This window comes from Isoptericola sp. b408, assembly GCF_030588085.1.
Classification (GTDB): Bacteria; Actinomycetota; Actinomycetes; order Actinomycetales; family Cellulomonadaceae; genus Isoptericola; species Isoptericola sediminis.
Map to the genome: position 1 here is coordinate 251,608 of NZ_JAUQYQ010000002.1, position 19,052 is coordinate 270,659.

Annotated in this window: 17 protein-coding genes and 1 tRNA gene; 7 read left to right on the plus strand and 11 right to left on the minus strand. The window is 71.9% G+C overall.

The window, feature by feature from the left end:
* The first annotated feature begins 120 nt into the window (after positions 1 to 120).
* Positions 121 to 621 carry a DUF3145 domain-containing protein gene (locus Q6347_RS06790; protein ID WP_304604264.1) on the plus strand — a complete coding sequence of 167 codons (501 nt, stop codon included), beginning with the start codon at positions 121 to 123 and terminating at the stop codon, positions 619 to 621.
* A 98-nt stretch (positions 622 to 719) separates the two neighbouring features.
* On the opposite strand, the gene Q6347_RS06795 is transcribed toward Q6347_RS06790, so the two are convergent.
* From Q6347_RS06795 to Q6347_RS06815, 5 genes are all read right to left on the minus strand, one after another.
* Positions 720 to 1,970: a beta-ketoacyl synthase gene (locus Q6347_RS06795; RefSeq protein ID WP_304606986.1), complete on the minus strand. Its 1,251-nt coding sequence runs from the start codon at positions 1,968 to 1,970 to the stop codon at positions 720 to 722.
* Positions 1,971 to 2,061: 91 nt separating this feature from the next.
* Positions 2,062 to 2,310: an acyl carrier protein gene (locus Q6347_RS06800; protein ID WP_171248008.1), complete on the minus strand. Its 249-nt coding sequence runs from the start codon at positions 2,308 to 2,310 to the stop codon at positions 2,062 to 2,064.
* A gap of 105 nt (positions 2,311 to 2,415) precedes the next feature.
* Positions 2,416 to 3,423 (minus strand): beta-ketoacyl-ACP synthase III, encoded by a 1,008-nt coding sequence (locus Q6347_RS06805; RefSeq protein WP_304604262.1) that lies wholly within the window; start codon positions 3,421 to 3,423, stop codon positions 2,416 to 2,418.
* Positions 3,420 to 4,391, minus strand: coding sequence for an ACP S-malonyltransferase (locus Q6347_RS06810; RefSeq protein ID WP_304604261.1), 972 nt, complete (start codon positions 4,389 to 4,391; stop codon positions 3,420 to 3,422). The genes Q6347_RS06805 and Q6347_RS06810 overlap by 4 nt, the downstream gene beginning before the upstream one ends.
* An 83-nt stretch (positions 4,392 to 4,474) precedes the next feature.
* Entirely contained in the window at positions 4,475 to 5,638 is a 1,164-nt protein-coding gene (locus Q6347_RS06815; protein ID WP_171248011.1) for a CdaR family transcriptional regulator, read from the minus strand.
* A gap of 210 nt (positions 5,639 to 5,848) precedes the next feature.
* Between Q6347_RS06815 and Q6347_RS06820 the strand changes: the two genes are divergently transcribed.
* On the plus strand, positions 5,849 to 6,430 hold the full coding sequence (locus tag Q6347_RS06820; RefSeq protein ID WP_343035833.1) for a hypothetical protein: 582 nt from the start codon (positions 5,849 to 5,851) through the stop codon (positions 6,428 to 6,430).
* An 82-nt stretch (positions 6,431 to 6,512) separates the two neighbouring features.
* Here Q6347_RS06820 and aceE read toward each other — a convergent pair whose 3' ends face one another.
* The gene (gene aceE / locus Q6347_RS06825) at positions 6,513 to 9,260 is read right to left on the minus strand and encodes a pyruvate dehydrogenase (acetyl-transferring), homodimeric type (protein ID WP_304606988.1); all 2,748 of its coding nucleotides are present in this window, start codon (positions 9,258 to 9,260) and stop codon (positions 6,513 to 6,515) included.
* A 338-nt stretch (positions 9,261 to 9,598) separates the two neighbouring features.
* On the opposite strand from aceE, the gene Q6347_RS06830 reads away from it, so the two are divergent.
* The 3 genes from Q6347_RS06830 (at position 9,599) to Q6347_RS06840 (ending at position 10,607) form a co-directional block, all read left to right on the plus strand.
* Positions 9,599 to 10,003: a DUF3052 domain-containing protein gene (locus Q6347_RS06830; protein WP_304604259.1), complete on the plus strand. Its 405-nt coding sequence runs from the start codon at positions 9,599 to 9,601 to the stop codon at positions 10,001 to 10,003.
* 4 nt (positions 10,004 to 10,007) lie between these two features.
* The gene (locus Q6347_RS06835) at positions 10,008 to 10,475 is read left to right on the plus strand and encodes a peroxiredoxin (protein WP_304606989.1); all 468 of its coding nucleotides are present in this window, start codon (positions 10,008 to 10,010) and stop codon (positions 10,473 to 10,475) included.
* A gap of 58 nt (positions 10,476 to 10,533) precedes the next feature.
* Positions 10,534 to 10,607: transfer RNA gene (locus Q6347_RS06840), tRNA-Val, on the plus strand.
* 51 nt (positions 10,608 to 10,658) lie between these two features.
* Here the strand turns inward: Q6347_RS06840 and Q6347_RS06845 are convergent.
* From Q6347_RS06845 to Q6347_RS06860, 4 genes are all read right to left on the minus strand, one after another.
* Positions 10,659 to 12,359 carry a glycoside hydrolase family 13 protein gene (locus tag Q6347_RS06845; RefSeq protein WP_304606990.1) on the minus strand — a complete coding sequence of 567 codons (1,701 nt, stop codon included), beginning with the start codon at positions 12,357 to 12,359 and terminating at the stop codon, positions 10,659 to 10,661.
* A gap of 61 nt (positions 12,360 to 12,420) precedes the next feature.
* On the minus strand, positions 12,421 to 13,335 hold the full coding sequence (locus Q6347_RS06850; RefSeq protein WP_304606991.1) for a carbohydrate ABC transporter permease: 915 nt from the start codon (positions 13,333 to 13,335) through the stop codon (positions 12,421 to 12,423).
* On the minus strand, positions 13,335 to 14,255 hold the full coding sequence (locus tag Q6347_RS06855; RefSeq protein ID WP_304606992.1) for a carbohydrate ABC transporter permease: 921 nt from the start codon (positions 14,253 to 14,255) through the stop codon (positions 13,335 to 13,337). The genes Q6347_RS06850 and Q6347_RS06855 overlap by 1 nt, the downstream gene beginning before the upstream one ends.
* Positions 14,256 to 14,300: 45 nt before the next feature.
* Complete coding sequence (locus Q6347_RS06860) at positions 14,301 to 15,566, minus strand: ABC transporter substrate-binding protein (protein WP_304606993.1); 1,266 nt, start codon at positions 15,564 to 15,566, stop codon at positions 14,301 to 14,303.
* A 104-nt stretch (positions 15,567 to 15,670) separates the two neighbouring features.
* On the opposite strand from Q6347_RS06860, the gene Q6347_RS06865 reads away from it, so the two are divergent.
* Both Q6347_RS06865 and Q6347_RS06870 read left to right on the plus strand, forming a co-directional pair.
* On the plus strand, positions 15,671 to 16,945 hold the full coding sequence (locus Q6347_RS06865) for an ROK family protein (protein WP_304606994.1): 1,275 nt from the start codon (positions 15,671 to 15,673) through the stop codon (positions 16,943 to 16,945).
* A 98-nt stretch (positions 16,946 to 17,043) separates the two neighbouring features.
* A complete protein-coding gene (locus Q6347_RS06870) occupies positions 17,044 to 18,075 on the plus strand; it encodes a sodium:calcium antiporter (protein ID WP_304606995.1) in 1,032 nt (343 codons plus the stop codon).
* Here the strand turns inward: Q6347_RS06870 and Q6347_RS06875 are convergent, their stop codons facing one another.
* A complete protein-coding gene (locus Q6347_RS06875; RefSeq protein WP_304606996.1) occupies positions 18,076 to 18,906 on the minus strand; it encodes a CPBP family intramembrane glutamic endopeptidase in 831 nt (276 codons plus the stop codon).
* Between the last annotated feature and the right edge of the window lie 146 nt (positions 18,907 to 19,052).

The following is a 19,052-nucleotide window of genomic DNA, read 5'->3' on the forward strand; positions in this document are numbered from 1 at the left end:
ACGCTGCGGCAGTATGTGTCCGAGAAGCAAGACGACACGCCGCAAAAGATGGCCTGACCAGGAACTTCGTGGCTACCGAGGACGTAGGGGAAGACGGATCTCGGAACCAGGGAGGACAACATGGCTGGTGTCATCACCCGCGGTGTGCTTTTCGTGCACTCGGCGCCACGCGCGTTGTGCCCCCACCTCGAGTGGGCGGCGGGCAACGTGCTGAGCACTGACGTCTCGTTGGACTGGACCCCTCAGCCCGCCGGGCGAGGCCTGTACCGCGCCGAGCACGCGTGGCAGGGAGCCCAGGGCACGGGCGCCCGCCTGGCGTCCGCCCTGCGCGGCTGGGAGCACCTGCGCTACGAGGTCACCGAGGAGGCGAGCCACGGCAGCGACGGCGCCCGCTGGTCGCACACCCCGGACCTCGGCATCTTCCATGCCGTCACCGACGTGCACGGCAACGTGGTCCTGCCCGAGGACCGCGTCCGCAGCGCCATGGAGTCCTCGTCCGACCCGCGCGCCCTGCGCGAGGCGATGGACCTCGCCCTCGGCAGCGCCTGGGACGACGAGCTCGAGCCGTTCCGCTACGCGGGTGCGGGTGCTCCCGTGCGCTGGCTGCACCGCGTCGGGTAGTCGCGCGCCCGCCCCTGGCGGGTTCGGAGGTTCCGTGCACGACGGCGCCCCACCGGTTCGCTCGAACCGGTGGGGCGCCGTCGTGGGTGGGGGGACGCTCAGGCGTTGGTCACGGTCAGCGCCACGTTGTGCCCACCGAACCCGAAGGAGTTGTTGACGGCGGCGATGTCGCCGTCGGGCAGCGTCGCCGGCTCGTCGCGGACGAGCGGGACCTGCAGCTCCGGGTCGGGGGTGACGACGTTGATCGTCGGCGGGGCGAGGCGCTCGTGCACCGCCTTGATCGTGAACAGCGCCTCCAGGGCACCGGCGCCGCCGAGCAGGTGGCCCGTCATCGACTTCGTGGCGGACAGCCGCACGTGGTCGGTGTCGTCGCCGAGCACGGTGCGGATCGACCGCGTCTCGGTGAGGTCGCCGACCTTCGTGGACGTGGCGTGGGCGTTGACGTGCACGACCTCCGCCCCGTCGACGTCGGCGTCCGCCAGCGACCGGCGCATCGCCGCGACCTGGCCCTTGCCCTCCGGGTCGGGGGAGGTGATGTGGTAGGCGTCGGAGGACAGTCCCACGCCGGCCATCTTCGCGTAGACGCGGGCGCCGCGGGCGGCAGCGTGCTCGGCGCTCTCCAGCACCACGACCGCCGCGCCCTCGCCGATGACGAACCCGTCCCGGTCGACGTCGTACGGCCGTGACGCGCCCTGCGGGTCGTCGTTGCGCAGCGAGAGCGTGCGCGAGGCCGCGAACGCGGCGATCGGCATCGGGTGGATCGTGGCCTCGGTGCCGCCGCAGACGACGACGTCGGCCCGGCCCGCACGGATCATGTCGATGCCGTAACCGATCGCCTCGGCACCGGAGGCGCAGGCGGAGACCAGCGCGTGCGCACCGGCCTGGGCGCCGAGCTCGAGGGAGACGTAGGCGGCCGGGGAGTTCGGCATGAGCATGGGGACCGTCATCGGCAGCACGCGACGCGCGCCCCGCTCCTGCAGCGTGTCCCAGGCGTCCAGCGTGGTCCAGATGCCACCGATGCCGGAGGACACCACCGCACCGAGCCGCTCGCCGTCGACCTCGGGGGCGCCGGCGTCCTGCCAGGCCTCCCGCGCGGCGATCATCGCGTACTGGGTCGAGGGGTCCATCCGCTTCATCTCCGGGCGCGACAGCTTCTCGGAGGGCTGCTCCTTGATCGTCGCGGCGAAGGTGACGGGGATGCCGTACGTCTCCGACCAGTCGTTGTCCATCGTGCGCGCACCGGACTCGCCGGCGAGCGCGGCCGCCCACGTCGAGGGTGCGTCCCCGCCGAGCGGGGTGGTGGCGCCGAGGCCGGTGACGACGACGTCGCGCGAGGCTGGGGCGGTCATGACGGTGCTCCTGAGAACGAAGGTCGGCGGTGGACGGGCGACGCGGGCAGACCGGCAGGGCCGGCCTGCCCGCGCGGGCGGGGGAGCCGGGTCAGCTCTGCGCGCCCTCGATGTAGGTGACGGCGTCGCCGACGGTGGTGAGGTTCTTGACCTCGTCGTCCGGGATGCGGACGCCGAACTTGTCCTCGGCGTGGGTCACGATGGTCATCATCGACAGCGAGTCGATGTCGAGGTCGTCGGTGAAGGACTTCTCGGCCGTGACGGTGTCCGTCGGCAGGCCGGTCTCCTCGGCGACGATCTCGGCGAGGCCGTCGAGGATCTCGGAAGAAGTGTGAGCCATGGGGTGCTTCTCTCCTTGAACGGGGTACCGGTCCTCCGGCACCAGGTCGGGATGCGGCGGTGCGATTCTTGCGCACCACCAGGGTCGGACTCTACGGGGCGGGTGTTACGGCAGCACGACCACCTGCGCGGCGTACACCAGGCCGGCGCCGAAGCCGATCTGCAGCGCCAGGTCGCCGGAACGGGCCTGGCCCTCCGCCAGGAGGCGGTCCAGGGCCAGCGGGATCGAGGCCGCCGAGGTGTTGCCGGTCTCGGCGATGTCCCGGGCGACCACGACGTGGTCGGGCAGGCCGAGCTGCTTGACCATCTGGTCGATGATCCGCATGTTCGCCTGGTGCGGGGCGAAGACCTGGATGTCCTGCGGCTCCACGCCGGCCTCGGCCATGGCCTTCGCGGCCACGGGCGCCATCTGGAAGCTCGCCCACTTGAACACGGTCGGGCCGTCCTGGCGCAGCGTGGGCCAGCCGAGGTCGGGGTCCTGGCGCAGCTCCTTCCAGGAGTGCGTCTGGCGGATCGCCTGCGAGCGGGAGCCGTCCGACCCCCACACCGTCGGGCCGATGCCCGGGGTGTCGGAGGGGCCGACCACGACGGCCCCGGCGCCGTCGCCGAGGAGGAACGAGATCGACCGGTCGGTGGGGTCGATGATGTCGCTCAGCTTCTCGGCACCGATGACCAGCACGTGCCGCGCCGCCCCGGCACGGACGAGCGCGTCCGCCTGCCCGATGCCGTAGGCGTACCCGGCGCAGGCCGCCGAGATGTCGTAGGCCGCGGCCGGCGAGGCGCCCAGCCGGTCGGCCAGCACCGCCGCGCCCGAGGGCGTCTGGTGGTAGTACGTGATGGTCGACAGGATGATCGTGTCGATCTCCGCGCCGGTCACGCCGGCGGCGTCCATCGCGCGGCGGGCCGCGGCCTCGGCAAGGTCCAGGACCTCGACGTCGTCCGTGGCGCGTCGGCGCGTGACGATGCCGGTGCGCTGGCGGATCCACTCGTCTGAGGAGTCGATCGGGCCGGCGATCTCGTCGTTCGTGACGGCGCGGCTGCCGCGCTCGCCGCCGATGCCCAGGATGCGTGAGTGGAGCACCGGCGCGCCCTGGCGCAGTGCCCGTGCGCTCATGCCGCGCCGCCGACGGCCGAGTGGCGGGAGATCAGGTCGCGGGCGGCCTCGACGTCGTCGGGGGTCTTCACGGCGACGGACTCGACGCCCTTCAGGGAACGCTTGGCCAGGCCCGCCAGGACACCGCCGGGGGCCAGCTCGAGCAGTCCCGTCACGCCGCGGTCGGCGAGGGAGACCTGGCACAGGTCCCAGCGCACGGGCGCGGTGATCTGGGCGGTGAGGCGGGCGAGCAGGTCGGCGGAGCGGCCGTGGCCGTGCGAGCCCTCGCCCAGGGAGCCGTAGTCGGCGCCGTCCGCGTTGCTGAGCAGCGGCAGGCGCGGGTCGGTGGCCAGCCACGTGGTGGCGACCTGCTCGAAGCGTCCTCGGGCCGGCTCCATGTACGGGGTGTGGAACGCGCCGGCGACCGGCAGCGGCACGACGCGCGTCCGGGCCGGGGGCTGCTCGGCCAGCGCGGCGAGCGCCTCCCGGGACCCGGCGGCGACGACCTGGCCGCCGCCGTTGACGTTGGCGGGGAACAGGCCGGCCGCCTCGATGGCGGCCAGGACGTCCTCGGGGTCGCCCCCGACGACCGCGCTCATGCCCGACGGCGACGCGGCCGCGGCGTCCGCCATGGCTCGTCCGCGGTGCGAGACCAGCCCGACCGCCCCGGCGTCGTCCAGCGCGCCGGCGACGGCGGCGGCGGCGAGCTCACCGACGGAGTGCCCGGCCGTGACGTCGACGACCTCGGCCGTGTCGCGGCCGTCGAGGATCGTGCGCAGCGCGAGCAGGGAGGCCGACACGATCAGCGGCTGGGCGACGGCGGTGTCCCGGATCGTCTCCGCGTCCGACGTGGTCCCGTGCCGGGTCAGGTCGGTCCCGGCCGCGGCCGAGAAGGAGTCGAGCAGGTCGGCGGTGCCGGGCAGCTCCAGCCAGGGGCTGAGCATCCCGGGGTTCTGAGAGCCCTGTCCAGGGCAGACGACGGCGAGCACGACACCACGGTGCCACCTGGGTTCTGACCCCGAGCGTCGCGACGTGCACCAACCTGGCCACCGCCGGTTGTGGGAATCGGCAATCAGGGGGCGTCGTCGAGCTGTCCCAGCGCCAGGGCGATCTGCAGCACGAACGACTCGCGGGCGTCCAGGGGGTCCCACCCGGTGATCTCGGACACCTTGCGCAACCGGTAGCGCACGGTGTTGGGGTGGACGTACAGACGACGGGCCGCCGCCTCCAGGGAGCGGCCGGTACCGAGGTAGGCGGAGAGCGTCTCCAGGACCGCACCCGTGGCCTGCTGCAACGGCAGGTACGCCTGGGCGACGAGGGTCCGGCGGGCCTCCTGGTCCCCGGTGAGCACCCGCTCGGGCAGCAGGTCGTCGGCCAGGACCGGCCGGGGGGCCTGCGGCCAGGCGGCGGCGGCGGCGAGTCCGGCCAGGGCGGAGCGCGCCGACGCCGTGGCCTCGGCGATCGTGGGCACCACCGGCCCGAAGACGACGGGTCCGGGCCCGAACCGGCCGATGAGGCTGGTGGCGGCGGCGACCAGGTCGGTGTCCCCGCCCAGGACCAGCACCAGCCGGTCGCCGTGGATGCCGACGAGCGTGTCGCCCGCGGCCCGCCGGGCGGCCCGGCGCAGCTCGGCGGTGCCGACGTCGTCCAGCCCGTCGAGCGCCTCGCCGACCACGACCAGCACCTGGCCGCGCCCGCTCCACCCCAGCGCGGAGATGCGCGAGCGCAGCGCGTCGTCGGTGTCCCCGCGCACGAGCGCGTCCACGGCCAGGGCCTCCAGACGGGCGTCCCAGGCGCCGCGGACCTCGGCGGCGCGGGCGTAGACCTCGGCCGCGGAGAACGCGACCTCGCGCGAGTAGCGCAGGACGGCCTCGCGCAGCTCGCGCTCGTACCCTGGGGCGGCGATCTGGTCCGAGTAGGACTCCACGACGTCGACCATCAGGCGCACCAGCTGCAGGGTGTGCTGCAGCGAGATCGACCTGGTCAGCTCCGGGGGAGCGGCGGCGAACATCTCGCCGACGCCGTGCGGCGTCTGGGTCGGGTCGGCGAACCAGGTCGCGAACGCGTTGATGCCGCTCTGGGCGACGAGCGCCACGTAGGAGCGGTCCTCGGCCGGCAGCTGGCGGTACCAGCTCACCTCCTCGTCGAGGCGGCGCATGGCGGCGTTCGTGAGCAGCCCGAGGCCCTCACGGACGCGCTGGACGTTCTCGTCACGCGAGACGGTCGTGGTCGACATGCTCTCGAGGATAGGGCCATCGTTGTGGGGATTGCACAAACGGCGGCCGTCGTGTGCCCGGGGCGCGTTCGCCCGGCCCCGAGGAGGCGCAGGCGATAGGGTCGGTTCATGGCCATGATGTCTCGGCTCCGCCAGCTCATCCGGCGGACACGGTCCACCTCCACGGTGGGTGTCCGCAGGCCCACCGAGACCCGACGGCGAGGTGACACCGTGCACGAAGACTCTTTGCGGGCGATGCTCCACGACGACCCGAACGACGAGCGCGCCTTCAACGCGCTCGCCGATCTCGTGCGTCGTCACGCGTCCGAGCCCGACAACCCCGACGACCCCCTGACCGCCGAGCCGGAGGAAGAGCCGATCCAGGCCGGTGACCTGGCGCTGTGGTCCCTGGCCGAGGAGCTCGCCGGCCACCCTCGCGCCTGGCGCCCGCTGGTCGAGCTCGGCCGGCTCTCCGTCAACGACGACCCCGAGGGTGCGGTGCGTCGTTTCACGACGGCGACCGAGCGCGACCCGTCCGGGGTGGCGCTGGCGAAGAGCCTCGAGATCCTGCGGGACGCGCACATGCCCGTCGAGGCGCTCGGTCTCGGCATCGGCCACTGGCGCACGCGCGAGCAGGTGCCCGAGGTCGGCCGCCAGCTCGTCCTGGCCGCGCTCGAGGCCGACCGGGTGTTCGAGGCCAGGCAGCACCTGGAGGCGCTGGAGGCGCACCCGGACCACGACCAGGTCGAGGCGATGCGGCACGACCTCGTCGCCGCGATCGACGAGGCGGAGGCGCGCCAGGCCTCCTCCTGAGCCGGACAGTCCCGCCACGACGACGGCCCCGCCACCGGACAGGTGGCGGGGCCGTCGTCGTGCTGCGGTCGGCCGCGGTGGGTCAGGCGTCCCCGCCCGCGACACCGGAGGTGCCGGCGTTGACGTCGGTGAGGCGGTACTTCTCGACGGCCTTGGCCACGACGTCCTGGGCGACGTCGCCCCGGCGGGCGAGCTGCTGCAGGGTCTTGACGACCATGGACGGCCCGTCGATGAGGAAGTACCGGCGTGCGGCGGCGCGGGTGTCGGAGAACCCGAAGCCGTCGGCGCCGAGCACCGCGTAGTCACCCGGCACCCACGCCCGGATCTGGTCGGGGACCAGGTGGTCGTAGTCGCTGGTGGCCACGAACGGACCCTCGGCGTCGGACAGCTTCTGCGTCACGTACGGCACGCGGGGCTCGGCGGCCGGGTCGACGAGGGCGTCGTGCTCGGCGGCGAGCGCGTCGCGACGCAGCTCGTTCCAGCTCGTCACCGACCAGACGTCGGCCGAGACGCCCCAGTCCTCGCGCAGGAGCTCCTGCGCCTCGAGCGCCCACGGCACCCCGACGCCCGACGCGAGCAGCTGGGCCCGGGGCCCGTCGCCGCTGTCCGCGGAGACGCGGTGGATGCCGTGCAGGATGCCGTCGACGTCCACGTCCTCCGGCTCGGCCGGCTGGACCATCGGCTCGTTGTAGACCGTCAGGTAGTACATGACGTTCTGGTCGCGACCGTCCGAGCCGTCGCCGTACATGCGCTCGATGCCGTCGCGCACGATGTGGCGGATCTCGTAGCCGAAGGCCGGGTCGTACTGCACCATCGCGGTGTTGGTGCCCGCGATGAGCGGCGAGTGCCCGTCCGCGTGCTGCAGGCCCTCACCGGTCAGCGTGGTGCGGCCCGCCGTGGCACCGATGATGAACCCGCGGGTCATCTGGTCGCCGGCCGCCCAGAACTGGTCGCCGGTGCGCTGGAACCCGAACATCGAGTAGAAGATGTAGACGGGCACCATGTGCTCGCCGTGCGTGGCGTAGGCGGTGCCGACCGACTGGAACGCGGCCGCGGACCCGGCCTCGTTGATGCCGGTGTGCATGATCTGCCCGGACTCGGACTCCTTGTAGCTCAGCATGAGCTCACGGTCCACGGCCAGGTAGTTCTGGCCGGCGGTGTTGAAGATCTTCGCGCTCGGGAAGATCGAGTCCAGGCCGAACGTGCGGGCCTCGTCGGGGATGATCGGCACGATGCGCCGGCCGAACTCCTTGTCCTTGATGAGGTCCTTCAGGAGGCGGACGAACGCCATCGTCGAGGCGACCTGCTGGCTGCCCGAGCCCTTCTTGAGGATCTCGTAGGACTTGTCCTGCGGCAGCGACAGGGCCTTGGGCGACGAGCGCCGCTCGGGCACGAACCCGCCGAGCTGACGACGGCGTTCCAGCATGTACTGGATCGACTCGTCCTCCATGCCCGGGTGGTAGTAGGGCGGCAGGCCCGGCTCGGCGTCGATCTGCTCGTCGCTGAGCGGGATGCGCAGGTTGTCGCGCAGCGCCTTGAGGTCCTCGTTCTTGATCTTCTTCATCTGGTGCGTGGCGTTGCGGCCCGCGAAGCTCGACCCGAGCCCGTAGCCCTTGACCGTCTGGGCGAGGATCACCGTGGGCTGGCCCGTGTGCGACCGCGCCGCCGAGTAGGCGGCGAAGATCTTGCGGTAGTCGTGGCCGCCGCGGCGCAGGTTCCAGATGTCCTCGTCGGTCATGTTCTCGACGAGGGCCTTCGTGCGCGGGTCGCGGCCGAAGAAGTGCTCGCGGATGAACGCGCCGGACTCGGCCCGGTAGGTCTGGTAGTCGCCGTCCGGGGTGGCGTTCATCAGGTTGACCAGGGCGCGGTCCTTGTCCGCGTTGAGCAGGGCGTCCCACTCACGGCCCCAGACGACCTTGATGACGTTCCAGCCGGCGCCGCGGAACTGGGCCTCCAGCTCCTGCATGATCTTGCCGTTGCCGCGCACCGGGCCGTCGAGGCGCTGCAGGTTGCAGTTGACCACGAACGTCAGGTTGTCGAGCCCCTGGTGGGCGGCCTGCTGCAGCATGCCGCGCGACTCCGGCTCGTCCATCTCGCCGTCGCCGAGGAACGCCCACACGTCCTGCTGGCTGGTGTCCTTGATACCGCGGTTGTGCAGGTACTTGTTCGTCCACGCCTGGTAGATCGCCGAGGCCGGGCCGAGACCCATCGAGACGGTCGGGAACTCCCAGAACTCCGGCATGAGCCGGGGGTGCGGGTAGGAGGGCAGCCCGCCGCCCTCGTGGGACTTCTCCTGGCGGAACCCGTCCAGCCGGTCGGCCGACAGGCGGCCCTCGAGGTAGGCGCGGGCGTACTGGCCGGGGGAGGAGTGCCCCTGGAAGTAGACCTGGTCGCCGCCGCCCGGGTGGTCCTTGCCGCGGAAGAAGTGGTTGAGCCCCACCTCGGTCAGCGTCGCCACGGAGGCGTAGGAGGAGATGTGGCCGCCCACCGAGATCTCGGGGCGCTGGGCGCGGGTCACCATCACCGCGGCGTTCCAGCGGATCCAGGAGCGGTAGCGGCGCTCCATCGTCTCGTCGCCGGGGAAGTACGGCTCCTCGTGCACCCCGATCGTGTTGACGTACGGCGTCGCGACCGACGTCGGGATCTGGACGTTGCGCTCGCGAGCGCGCCGCAGCAGGTTGAGCATCACGTAGCGGGCGCGCGGGCCGCCCTTGTCGTCGATCAACCCGTCGAGGGACTCCACCCACTCCGAGGTCTCGGACGGGTCGATGTCCGGCACAGCGCTGAGCAGACCGTCGATCAACGGTCCGGTCTCGTCGTACGAAGCCACCAGCAACCTCTCTCTTCTGCGGGCGGTCGCCGAGGGTCCGGCGCGCGCCCGTGTCAGGCGTCCCGTGCGCGTCGCCTGCGTCGTCGGGATCGCGACGGCGCGGGAGCACCCACAGGGGGTCACTACACATTGTGTCCCCACTTGCTCCGCACTGACACCAGGGAGCGGTCAAGAATCCGTGATCTACGTCATGTCACCCCGTGCTGAAGTGGTCAGGTGGGCCCATGCGGGGGGCTGGGCGGGCATCCGGGGCGCGCGTGCACTACGTTGACGCACAGCAGGAAGCAGACAGGGCGCCGGGCGGCGCCGAAGGCATGACGGAAGGAACGTAGGTCCTCGTGGGACAGCAGGCGGACAACCTGGCGGCACGCTTCGGGTTCACCACCGGTCAGGTCGTGCAGGAGTTCGGGTGGGACGACGACGTCGACGAACCCCTGCGCGGGGCGATCGAGGCGGTCGTCGGCGAGGAGCTCGCCGACGAGGAGTACGACGACGTCGTGGACGGCGTCATCATCTGGTGGCGCGAGGAGGACGGCGACCTGACGGACATGCTGGTCGACGTCCAGACGGCTCTCGACGACGGCGGCCAGATCTGGCTGCTCACCCGCAAGCCCGGCCGCGACGGTCACGTCGGCCACAGCGAGATCCAGGAGGCGTCGACGACCGCGGGCCTGCACGCCACCAGCACCTTCGCCGCCGGCGACGACTGGTCCGCCACGCGGCTCGCCTCCCGCGGCCGGTAAGCAGATGGCCGACGGCACCGTGCCGGGCGCCGACGACCCGGCCCCCGACTTCACGCTGCCCGACACCCACGGCACCCCGACCCACCTGGCCGACCTGCGCGGCGAACCGGTGCTCGTGGTGTTCTTCCCGTTCGCCTTCTCCGGCACCTGCGCCGCGGAGCTCGGCGAGCTGCGCGACCACGCCGGCGAGTTCGAGGCCGCGGGAGTGCGGATCCTCGCGGTCTCCACCGACCCGGTGTTCACGCTCAGGGCCTGGCAGGAGGTCGAGGGCTTCGGGTTCGACCTGCTCAGCGACTTCTGGCCGCACGGCCGTGCCGCCCAGGCGTTCGGCGTGTTCGACGAGTCCACCGGGCACGCGCTGCGCGGCTCGTTCCTCATCGACGCCGACGGCCTCGTGCGCTGGTCGACGGTGCTGCCGCGGGGCGCCCGGCGCGACCTCGACGACTACCTGGCGGCGCTCGCGGAGGTCTGAACCGCACGGCGGATGTTCGGCGCGACGGCGCGGCCGGGTATCCTGTCCTGCGCTACCGGGGCCTGTAGCTCAGTTGGTCAGAGCGCCACGTTTACACCGTGGATGTCGGGGGTTCGAGTCCCTCCGGGCCCACCCCGCGGCGTGCGGCCCGACGCGGTCAGCCGGGCCGCACGCCGGCAGCCCCTAGTCGGTTCGCGACGGCGCGATCCAGGCGGTGGTCTGCGGCGGGACGACCCGAGAGCCCACGGCGTCGTCGCTGCTGAGCAGCGCGACGGGCCTGCTGACCGCGTGGTCGGCGTCCCCGAAGACCGTCACGACCTCCCACCCGTTCGGACGCCGGTAGTGCAGCACGTCCTCCCGACCGGTCGGCAACCACTCCAGGTCCTCGTCGCACTGCCATTCCCGGCGACGCGCCAGAGCCCGGCGGTACAGCTCCAGCGTCGAGCCGGGCACCCCCGATTGCTGCTCGACCGCGTGGTCGGCCATCCACGACGGCTGCGGCAGGTGGGGGCTCGCCTCACCGAACCCCAGCGCCACACCCTCACGCGACCAGGGCAGCGGCACGCGGCAGCCGTCGCGGCCGACGTCCTCGCCTCCGCTGCGGAAGAAGGAGGGATCCTGGCGTTCTCCGTCGGAGATGTCCGCCACCTCGTGCAGTCCGAGCTCCTCGCCCTGGTACAGGTAGGAGGATCCGGGCAGGCCGAGCATGAACAGGGTCGCGGCGCGGGCGCGGCGTCCGCCGAGGTCGCGGTCCAGCCTCGGGTCGGTGCCGCCGGACCGCAGCCACTCCATGCCGTGCTTCACCGCCGGCTCGCCGTCGGGCCGGCGCTCCGGCGCCGGCAGGCCGTAGCGCGTGGCGTGGCGCACGACGTCGTGGTTGGACAGCACCCACGTGCTGGAGGAGCGGGTCCTTCCGGCCAGCTCCAGGTTGTGGGTCACCACCCGGCGGAACTGCTCGGCGTCGAAGTCGGCGATCAGCAGGTCGAAGTTGAAGGCCTGGCCCAGGCTGGTCTCGCTGGCGTACAGCGGGATCCGGTCGGAGCTCACCCACGCCTCGGCGACCGCGGTGCGCGGCGGGTCGTAGGAGTTGAAGACCTCGCGCCACTGGGCATACACGTCGTGCACGTCGTCACGGTCGATCGTGCGGTGGAGACCGTCCTTCGGCATCGCGTCCAGCTCGGCCTGCGACGGCAGCGGCTCGGTGAGGTCCTTGGTGAGCATGTGGGCGACGTCGACCCGGAAGCCGTCCACGCCGCGGTCGGACCAGAAGCGCAGGGTCCGCACGAAGTCCTCGCGCCAGTCCGGGTGGTCCCAGTTCAGGTCGGGCTGCTCCGGTGCGAAGTGGTGCAGGTACCACTGGCCGTCCGCCACCCGGTGCCAGGCGGGACCGCCGAACGCCGACAGCCAGTCGGTCGGCGGGTGCTCGCCACCGGGCCCGGTGCCCTCGCGGAAGACGAACCGTTCGCGTTCGGGCGAGCCGCGCCCGGCGCGCAACGCCTCCTGGAACCACACGTGCTGGTCGGAGCAGTGGTTCGGGACGATGTCGACGACCACCTTGATGCCGCGGGCATGGAGGGCGGCGAGCATGGTGTCGAAGTCGTCCAGGGTGCCCAGCCGAGGGTCCACGTCGCGATGGTCGGCGACGTCGTACCCGCCGTCGGCGAGCGCGGACGGGTAGAAGGGGCTCAGCCACACGGCGTCGACACCGAGTGCGGAGAGGTAGTCCGCGCGCGAGGTGATGCCGGCGATGTCGCCCAGGCCGTCGCCGTCCGCGTCGGCGAAGCTGCGCGGGTAGATCTGGTAGACCACGGCTTGGCGCCACCAGGGTGCCGGCTCGGCGGAGTCCGACGCCCGGGTGCCGTGGGCGTGCTGGATCTGGGTCATGCGGGGTTCTCCTCGTACGGGGTCGGTGGTGTGCGGAGACGGTGTCGGGGCGACGCGGACGTCAGCCCTTGACCGCGCCCTGGGTGACGCCCTCCATCACCCAGCGCTGGGTGAAGAGGTAGACGACGATCGCGGGCGCCATCGCCATGAGGTAGGAGGCGAAGGACACGTTGTAGTTGTTGCTGAACTGCGTCTGGAAGATGTTCTGCACCACCGGCAGCGTCTGCAGTGCAGGGTCCGAGGTGATCAGCGAGGGCATCATGAAGTCGTTCCACGAGGCGAGGAAGGCGAAGATGCCGACGGTGGCGCTCATCGGCGCCAGCAGCGGGAAGATCAGCTTCCAGAACACCTGGGCGGTGGAGGCGCCGTCGATGCGGGCGCTCTCCTCCAGCTCGCCGGGGATGGAGCGCAGGAACGCGGTGAACAGCAGCACGCTGAAGCTGAGCTGGAACATCACGTGCAGGATCGCGACCCCGACCGGGTTGTCCAGGCCGAGCTGGCCCGTGAGCTGGATCTGCGGCAGCGCGAGCACCGGGAACGGCACGAACATCGCCGCGAGCAGGTAGAAGAAGCTGAACCGGAAGAACCGCCGGTCCCAGTTGCGCACGATCGCGTACGACGCCATCGACGCCAGCAGGATGGTGCCGACCACGGTGACCGCCGTGACGAGCACGGAGATCGTGAACGCCCGGGGGAAGTCGGTCAGCGCCCAGGCCTCGCGGAACCCGTCGATGCTGAACGGGGCGGGCAGGGAGAAGGCGTTGCCGTCCACCGCCTGGGCGGTGGTCTTGAACGCCATCGCGATGGTCACGTACAGCGGGACGAGGACCGTGAGGGAGCACAGGGCCAGGACGAGGGTGAGCGCCAGGCCGCGGCGGCTCGTGGTCCGTCGCCGCGCCGGGCGGCCGGCACGGCGGTCGGTGAGCGTCTCGCCGGCCTCGACGTCCTCGACGGCGAGGGCAGGTTGCGTCGTCATCAGAGAGCCTTCCTTCCACGGGTCAGCCTCAGCTGCAGGGCGGACAGGGTGAGCACGATGAGGAAGAAGATCGTGGCGTTCGCCATCTGGTAGGCGTAGTCGCCGCCGGAGAAGCCCGTGAAGATCGTCATCGCCACGCTGCGCGTGGCCGTGCCCGGGCCGCCGTTGGTGAGCCCGACGATGATGTCGTAAGCGTTCAGGAAGTTCTTGAAGCCGAGGATCACGTTGATCACCACGTAGCCGACCATGAGCGGCAGGGTGATGCGCAGCATCTGCTGTCCCCGGGTCGCGCCGTCGATGTCCGCCGCCTCGTACACGTCGCCCGGGATCGCCAGCAGACCGGCGATGTAGATCAGCAAGGTTCCGGGGACGGCCTGCCATGCGGTGACGATGACGATGGAGACCCACGCGAGGTCGGGGTTGGCCAGGATCGACGAGCTCAGCCACTCGAGTCCCCAGGCCTGCCCGAGCTGCGGCAGGGAGTTGGAGAACAGGTAGTTGAAGACGTAGGCGATGATGATGCCGGAGACCACCATGGGGATCACGAAGACGGCTCGCAGACCCGTCTTCATGCGGATCCTGGCGGTCAGCCCGACGGCGAGCAGGAACGCGACGACGTTGACCACCACGACGGTGACCGCGGCGAACCCGAGGGTGAAGAGGTAGCTGCGCAGGATCGCGGGGTCGGAGAAGAGCGCCTGGTAGTTCAGGAGCCCGACGAAGTCCCACTCGCCGAAACCGATCGAGTTCGTGAGGCTGAAGAAGACCCCGACGAACGCGGGCAGCGCGATCATCACCGTGAACAGCGCGAGCGCGGGGAGCACGAAGAGGTAGTGCGCGATCCCGACGGGACGGCGGCGTCGCCGGGCCGGCTCCCGGGGCGGGGTCGGTGGTGCCGACCTGGTGGTTGTGGTGGTCATGGTCCGACTTCCTTGTCTGACGAGCGGTCGAGGGGACAGGAGGAGCTATCCGCGCAGGGCCAGCCGGGCCCAGTCGGAGTCGAGCGTGGTGAGCGTGGCCTCCACGTCGCCGCCCAGCACGACGGACTGCAGGTAGTTCTCCGTGGGGATGGTCAGGGGGATGGCCTTGGAGGCGCCCTGGTAGAAGCGCCCCTCCTCGTAGAAGGGACGCATGCCCACGATCCGCGGGTCGGTCACCGGTGCGGACTCGACGGTGGTGCCGTACCCCAGGAACGCGGCGTTGTAGTCGTCCATGACGTCCTGCCGGAAGAGGAACTGCAGGAAGTCGCGGGCGGCCTCCTGGTGCGGGGACGCCTCCGGGATCCAGGCGGCCAGGTCGATGTTGACGCGCACCTCGAGGTCCGCGGGGTCCTCCGTCATCGGCAGGGGGAACGTGCCCAGCTCCAGGTCCGGGTCCGTCTTGGCGATCTCCCCGAACGCCCACGGCCCCTGCAGGTACATCGCCGCCTCGCCCTGCGCGAAGGCCAGGTTGCCGTCGCCGTAGCCCTTGGAGGCCGCGTCGTCGTTGGTGTACGTCGTCGCCAGCATCTTCATCCGGGAGACCGGTTCGGCGAGGTCCTGGCTGAAGGACACGTCGGCGCCCGGGCCGACCTCGGTGCCCTCGTCGGCGAGTGCGTCGAAGAACGGCGCGACCTCCACGGTGCCGCCGACCGTGTAGTCGAACCATCCCTGGGCGATGGTCCAGGTGTCCTTGAAGGTCCCGTAGATCGGCGTGACCCCCTCCGCCTCGAGCGCCTCGCAGACCGCGACGAACTCGCTCCACGTGGTCGGGACCTCGAGGTCGTGCTCGGCGAAGATCTCCTCGTTGTAGATCACGGACGCCGCCATCACCGAGTACGGGAGAACGCTCGTGCGCCCGGGGTAGGTGGCGTACTGGTCCACGAGGTCCTGCACCTGCGGCAGGATCCGGTCGGCCTCCGGCATGTCGGAGAGGTCGGAGAGCGCGCCACGCTCCATGAAGCGCGCCATCTCCATGTTGTAGTTCAGGAGCCCGAGGTCGGGCGGGTTCCCCCGGAGGAATCCCGCCTGCAGGTTGGAGGAGGTGTCGAACTCCACCTCGACCTCGTCCTGCGAGGCGTTGTACTCGGCGATGAGGTCCTGGAAGTAGGGGATGGCCTCCGGCTTGCTCAGGTGGAAGCGCACGGTCTCGGGCGCGCCGTCGCTCCCGGAGCAGGCGCTGAGCGTCGCGCAGGCCGCCAGGGCTGCGCTGACCAGGGCCGCGGTGGTCGGGCGTGGGGTGGGGCGAGGCACGTCGTCGTCCTTCCGTCGTCACCGGTTGATCGCATCGGTAGATTTAGTCTGCGAATCAACTCACGTCAACATAGTGTCAGGCACCGAGGGAGAGGTCAAGAGTCATGTCGCAAGCACAGGTCGGACAGCACACGCAGGCCGCGTCGCGCGCCGCGGCGGGTCCTCCCGCACGCGACCAGGCGTCCGTGCGGGGTAGCGTCGACGCCGCTCTCGGCTTCGCCTGGGATGCCGTCGACTTCACCAGCGCCGAGGTCATGAGCGCGACCGGGCTCACCCGCAGCACCGCCATCGAGGCGCTCAACCAGCTCATCGAGATCGGTCTCGTGGCCGAGCTCCCGAACGCCCGGGCATCCGGGAGCTACACCAAGGGCCGCCCCGCCCGTCGGTTCACCCTGCGGTCCGAGGCCGGCCTCGTGCTGGGCATGGACGCCGGGCGTGCACACCTGACCGTGGCGCTTGCGGACCTGCGGGGACGCGTCCTGCACCGCTGCACCCTCGAGCTCGGGGAGGATCGGGACGGTGCGGTGGACCGGCGCGCCGCGGTCCGGTCCGCCATCACCACGGTGCTGGCGGACTCGGGCCGGGCGGGCGACGAGGTGGTCGCTGCATGCGTGGGCGTCCCGGCGCCCGTGGACCGGGACGGAGCCTCACCCGAGGACGTCTCCGGCTTCTGGACGCGGATGAACCCCGGCCTCGTCTCGCTGCTGCGGGAGTTCGCCCCGATCGTCCGCGTGGAGAACGACGCCTCCCTCGCGGCGCTCGCCGAGGGCAGCGTCGGCGCCGCGACCGCGAGCCGGGACTACGTGGCGCTCATGGCCGGGGACCGGCTCGGCGCCGGCGTCGTGCTGGACGGGCGCCTCCTACGGGGCATGCACGGTGGTGCCGGGGAGATGAGCGTCCTGGACCACGTCGACGGTGTCGGCTCGGCGGACGGGTTCGGGCTGCGCCTGGCGACGTGGGCACACACCGACATCGTCGCGGGCGACCTGCCTGCCGACCACCCCTGGGCAGGGCTGCGCGAGGCCGACGTCGCGGGGATGGAGGCGGTCGACGCCCGGGCCGTGGTGGAGCGTGCCCGCGACGGGGACCGCTGGGCGCAGGGTCTGACGGCCAGGGCTGCTCAGGTCCTCGCCCGCGTCACCACGCTTCTGTGCTCGGTGTACGACCCCGAGGTGGTGGTGGTCTCGGGGGGTGCGGCAGAGGGGCTGACCGAAGTGGTGGAGCAGGCCTCCGCCTTGCTCCCGGCCACCGTCGTGACGCCTCCGCCGCGTCTGGTCGCCTCCACCCTCGGTGCCCAGGTCGTCACGACCGGAGCCGTCTCGGGCGCGGTCGAGGCGGCGCGTGCCGGCGTGCTGCGGATCCCGCGCCCCGTCGGCTGAGCCGCTCGCACGACCGAGGTCCGTCGGGAGCGTCCACTCGCGCGACGCGCTCCTGGGCCGTCCGACGCGCGTCGACCTGCGCCGGTAGCCTCGGGGCGATGTTCAGCACCCCGTGGGACCTCCTGCCCAGCCTCGTCACGCTGGCGGCCATGTCCGGAGTGATCGTGCTGGCGGGCGTGCGGCTGACCCGGGTCGCCGACACGCTGTCCGAGCGAACCGGGCTCGGCGACGCGGTCGGCGGCGCCCTGCTCCTCGGGGCGGTCACCTCGTTGCCGGGCCTGGTCACCGTGCTCACGGGGTCCCTCGGCGGCGACGCCGGATTCGCACTGGCCAACCCCGTGGGCGGCGTGGCGGTGCAGACCGTCTGGTTGGCCATCGCCGACCTCGTCTACCGCCGGGTCAACCTCGAGCACGCGGCCGCCTCCCTGCAGAACGTCCTGCAGTCGCTGATCCTCGTCGCCCTGCTGGCGGTGCCCGTGGTCGCCGCCGCCACCCCGGACCTGACGATCGGGTGGGTGCACTGGCTGACGCTGCTCATCCCCGTGCTCTACGGCTACGGGCTGGTGCTGCTGCGCCAGATGCACAAGGCGCCGATGTGGCAGCCCATCCGCACCCCGCAGACGGAGGACGACGACGAGGGCTCCGGGGACGACGGCGCCGCGGACGGTCGCTCGACCCCGCGGCTGTGGTGGTCGCTGGCCGGGCTCGGCGTCGTCGTCGGCGTCGCGGGCTGGCTCGTCGGCCGGGCGGGTCTGTCCGTGGTCGAGGCGACCGGGCTCGACGGCGGGGTCGTGGGCTTCACGCTCACCACGGGGATCAGCTCCCTGCCCGAGCTCGTGGTGCTGGTGACCGCGGTCCGGATGGGCCAGTTCACCCTCGGCATCGGCAACATCATCGGCGGCAACGTCTACGACATGCTCATGGTGTCCGTGGCCGACGCGGCGTACCTGCCCGGGTCCGTCTACACCGACGCGGGGTCGACCGGCCTGGTGCTGGTCGGCGGGACCTTGCTGATGACCGCCACCCTGGCCGCCGGGCTCGTCGTGCGCGACCGGCGGGGGATCGGCTTCGAGGGCGTCGCGATCCCGGCGATCTACGTCGGCACCGTGGCGCTCGCGGTCTGGGGCTGATCACCGCCGCCGTCGCCGGTCCGCGACGACGACCACCACCGCGGCGACCATGACGACGGTCGAGCTGATCGCGGCGACGGTGCCCGCGGTCCCGGGGGTCCCCGAGGTGAGGTTGAAGGCGATGTGCCAGACCGCGACGAGCAGGATGCTGCCCGCGGAGCCGCGGTAGAGCCACGTGAGCACCACCGACCCCGCGGTCAGGCCGATCACCCAGCCGAGGACCTCGGGGACGGTGAAGCCCGAGAACGAGGCCATCACGACGAACAGCGGTGCGTGCCACGGCGCCCAGACCGCCGCCACCAGCAGGGCCGTGGCGGTCAGGCCGTGCCGACGGAGCAGACGGTCGGCCAGGAAGCCGCGCCACCCGGTCTCCTCACCGAGTCCGTTGACCACGAGGGCGAGGACGACGGTCAGCAATGGGCCGGCCGCCGCGTCGATCCCGCTGTAGAGCGTGAGATCGGCAGCGTCGGGTGGGCCGCCGACCACCACCAGCCCGACCGCGCCGACCGCCAGGACGGCGACCACGGACAGCCACCACCAGCCCACGCGCCACCTGGTCATGCGGCGGCCCAGGTCCGCCAGGCCGGCCCGGCCGTCGACCAGGGCGGTGATGACCACCGCGGCGACCAGCGGGCCGAGCAGTCCCGGGAGCTGGCTCGGTCGGCCGACACCGGCCTCGACGGTCTGCCCGGCGAGGGCGAGCGGGACCCAGTACCCCCACGACAGCACGTAGGCGAGGACGACGTAGGCGGCCGGCGGGTGGGCGACGACCCACCGGCCGAGACGGGACCGGCGCCGCACGGCCGGCGGCTCGGTGTCCGCGGTGCCCATGGTGCTCTCCTCGGATCCCTCGTCCTCCCATCGTCCGCCCCGTGGCGGCGACCCGCTGCGGGAGAGCCGACCCCAGGGACCTCCGGCCGGCCCGATCGGGACCATCGGCCCTGCTGCCCGGGGCCCGAGAGGTGGACGGTGGAGAG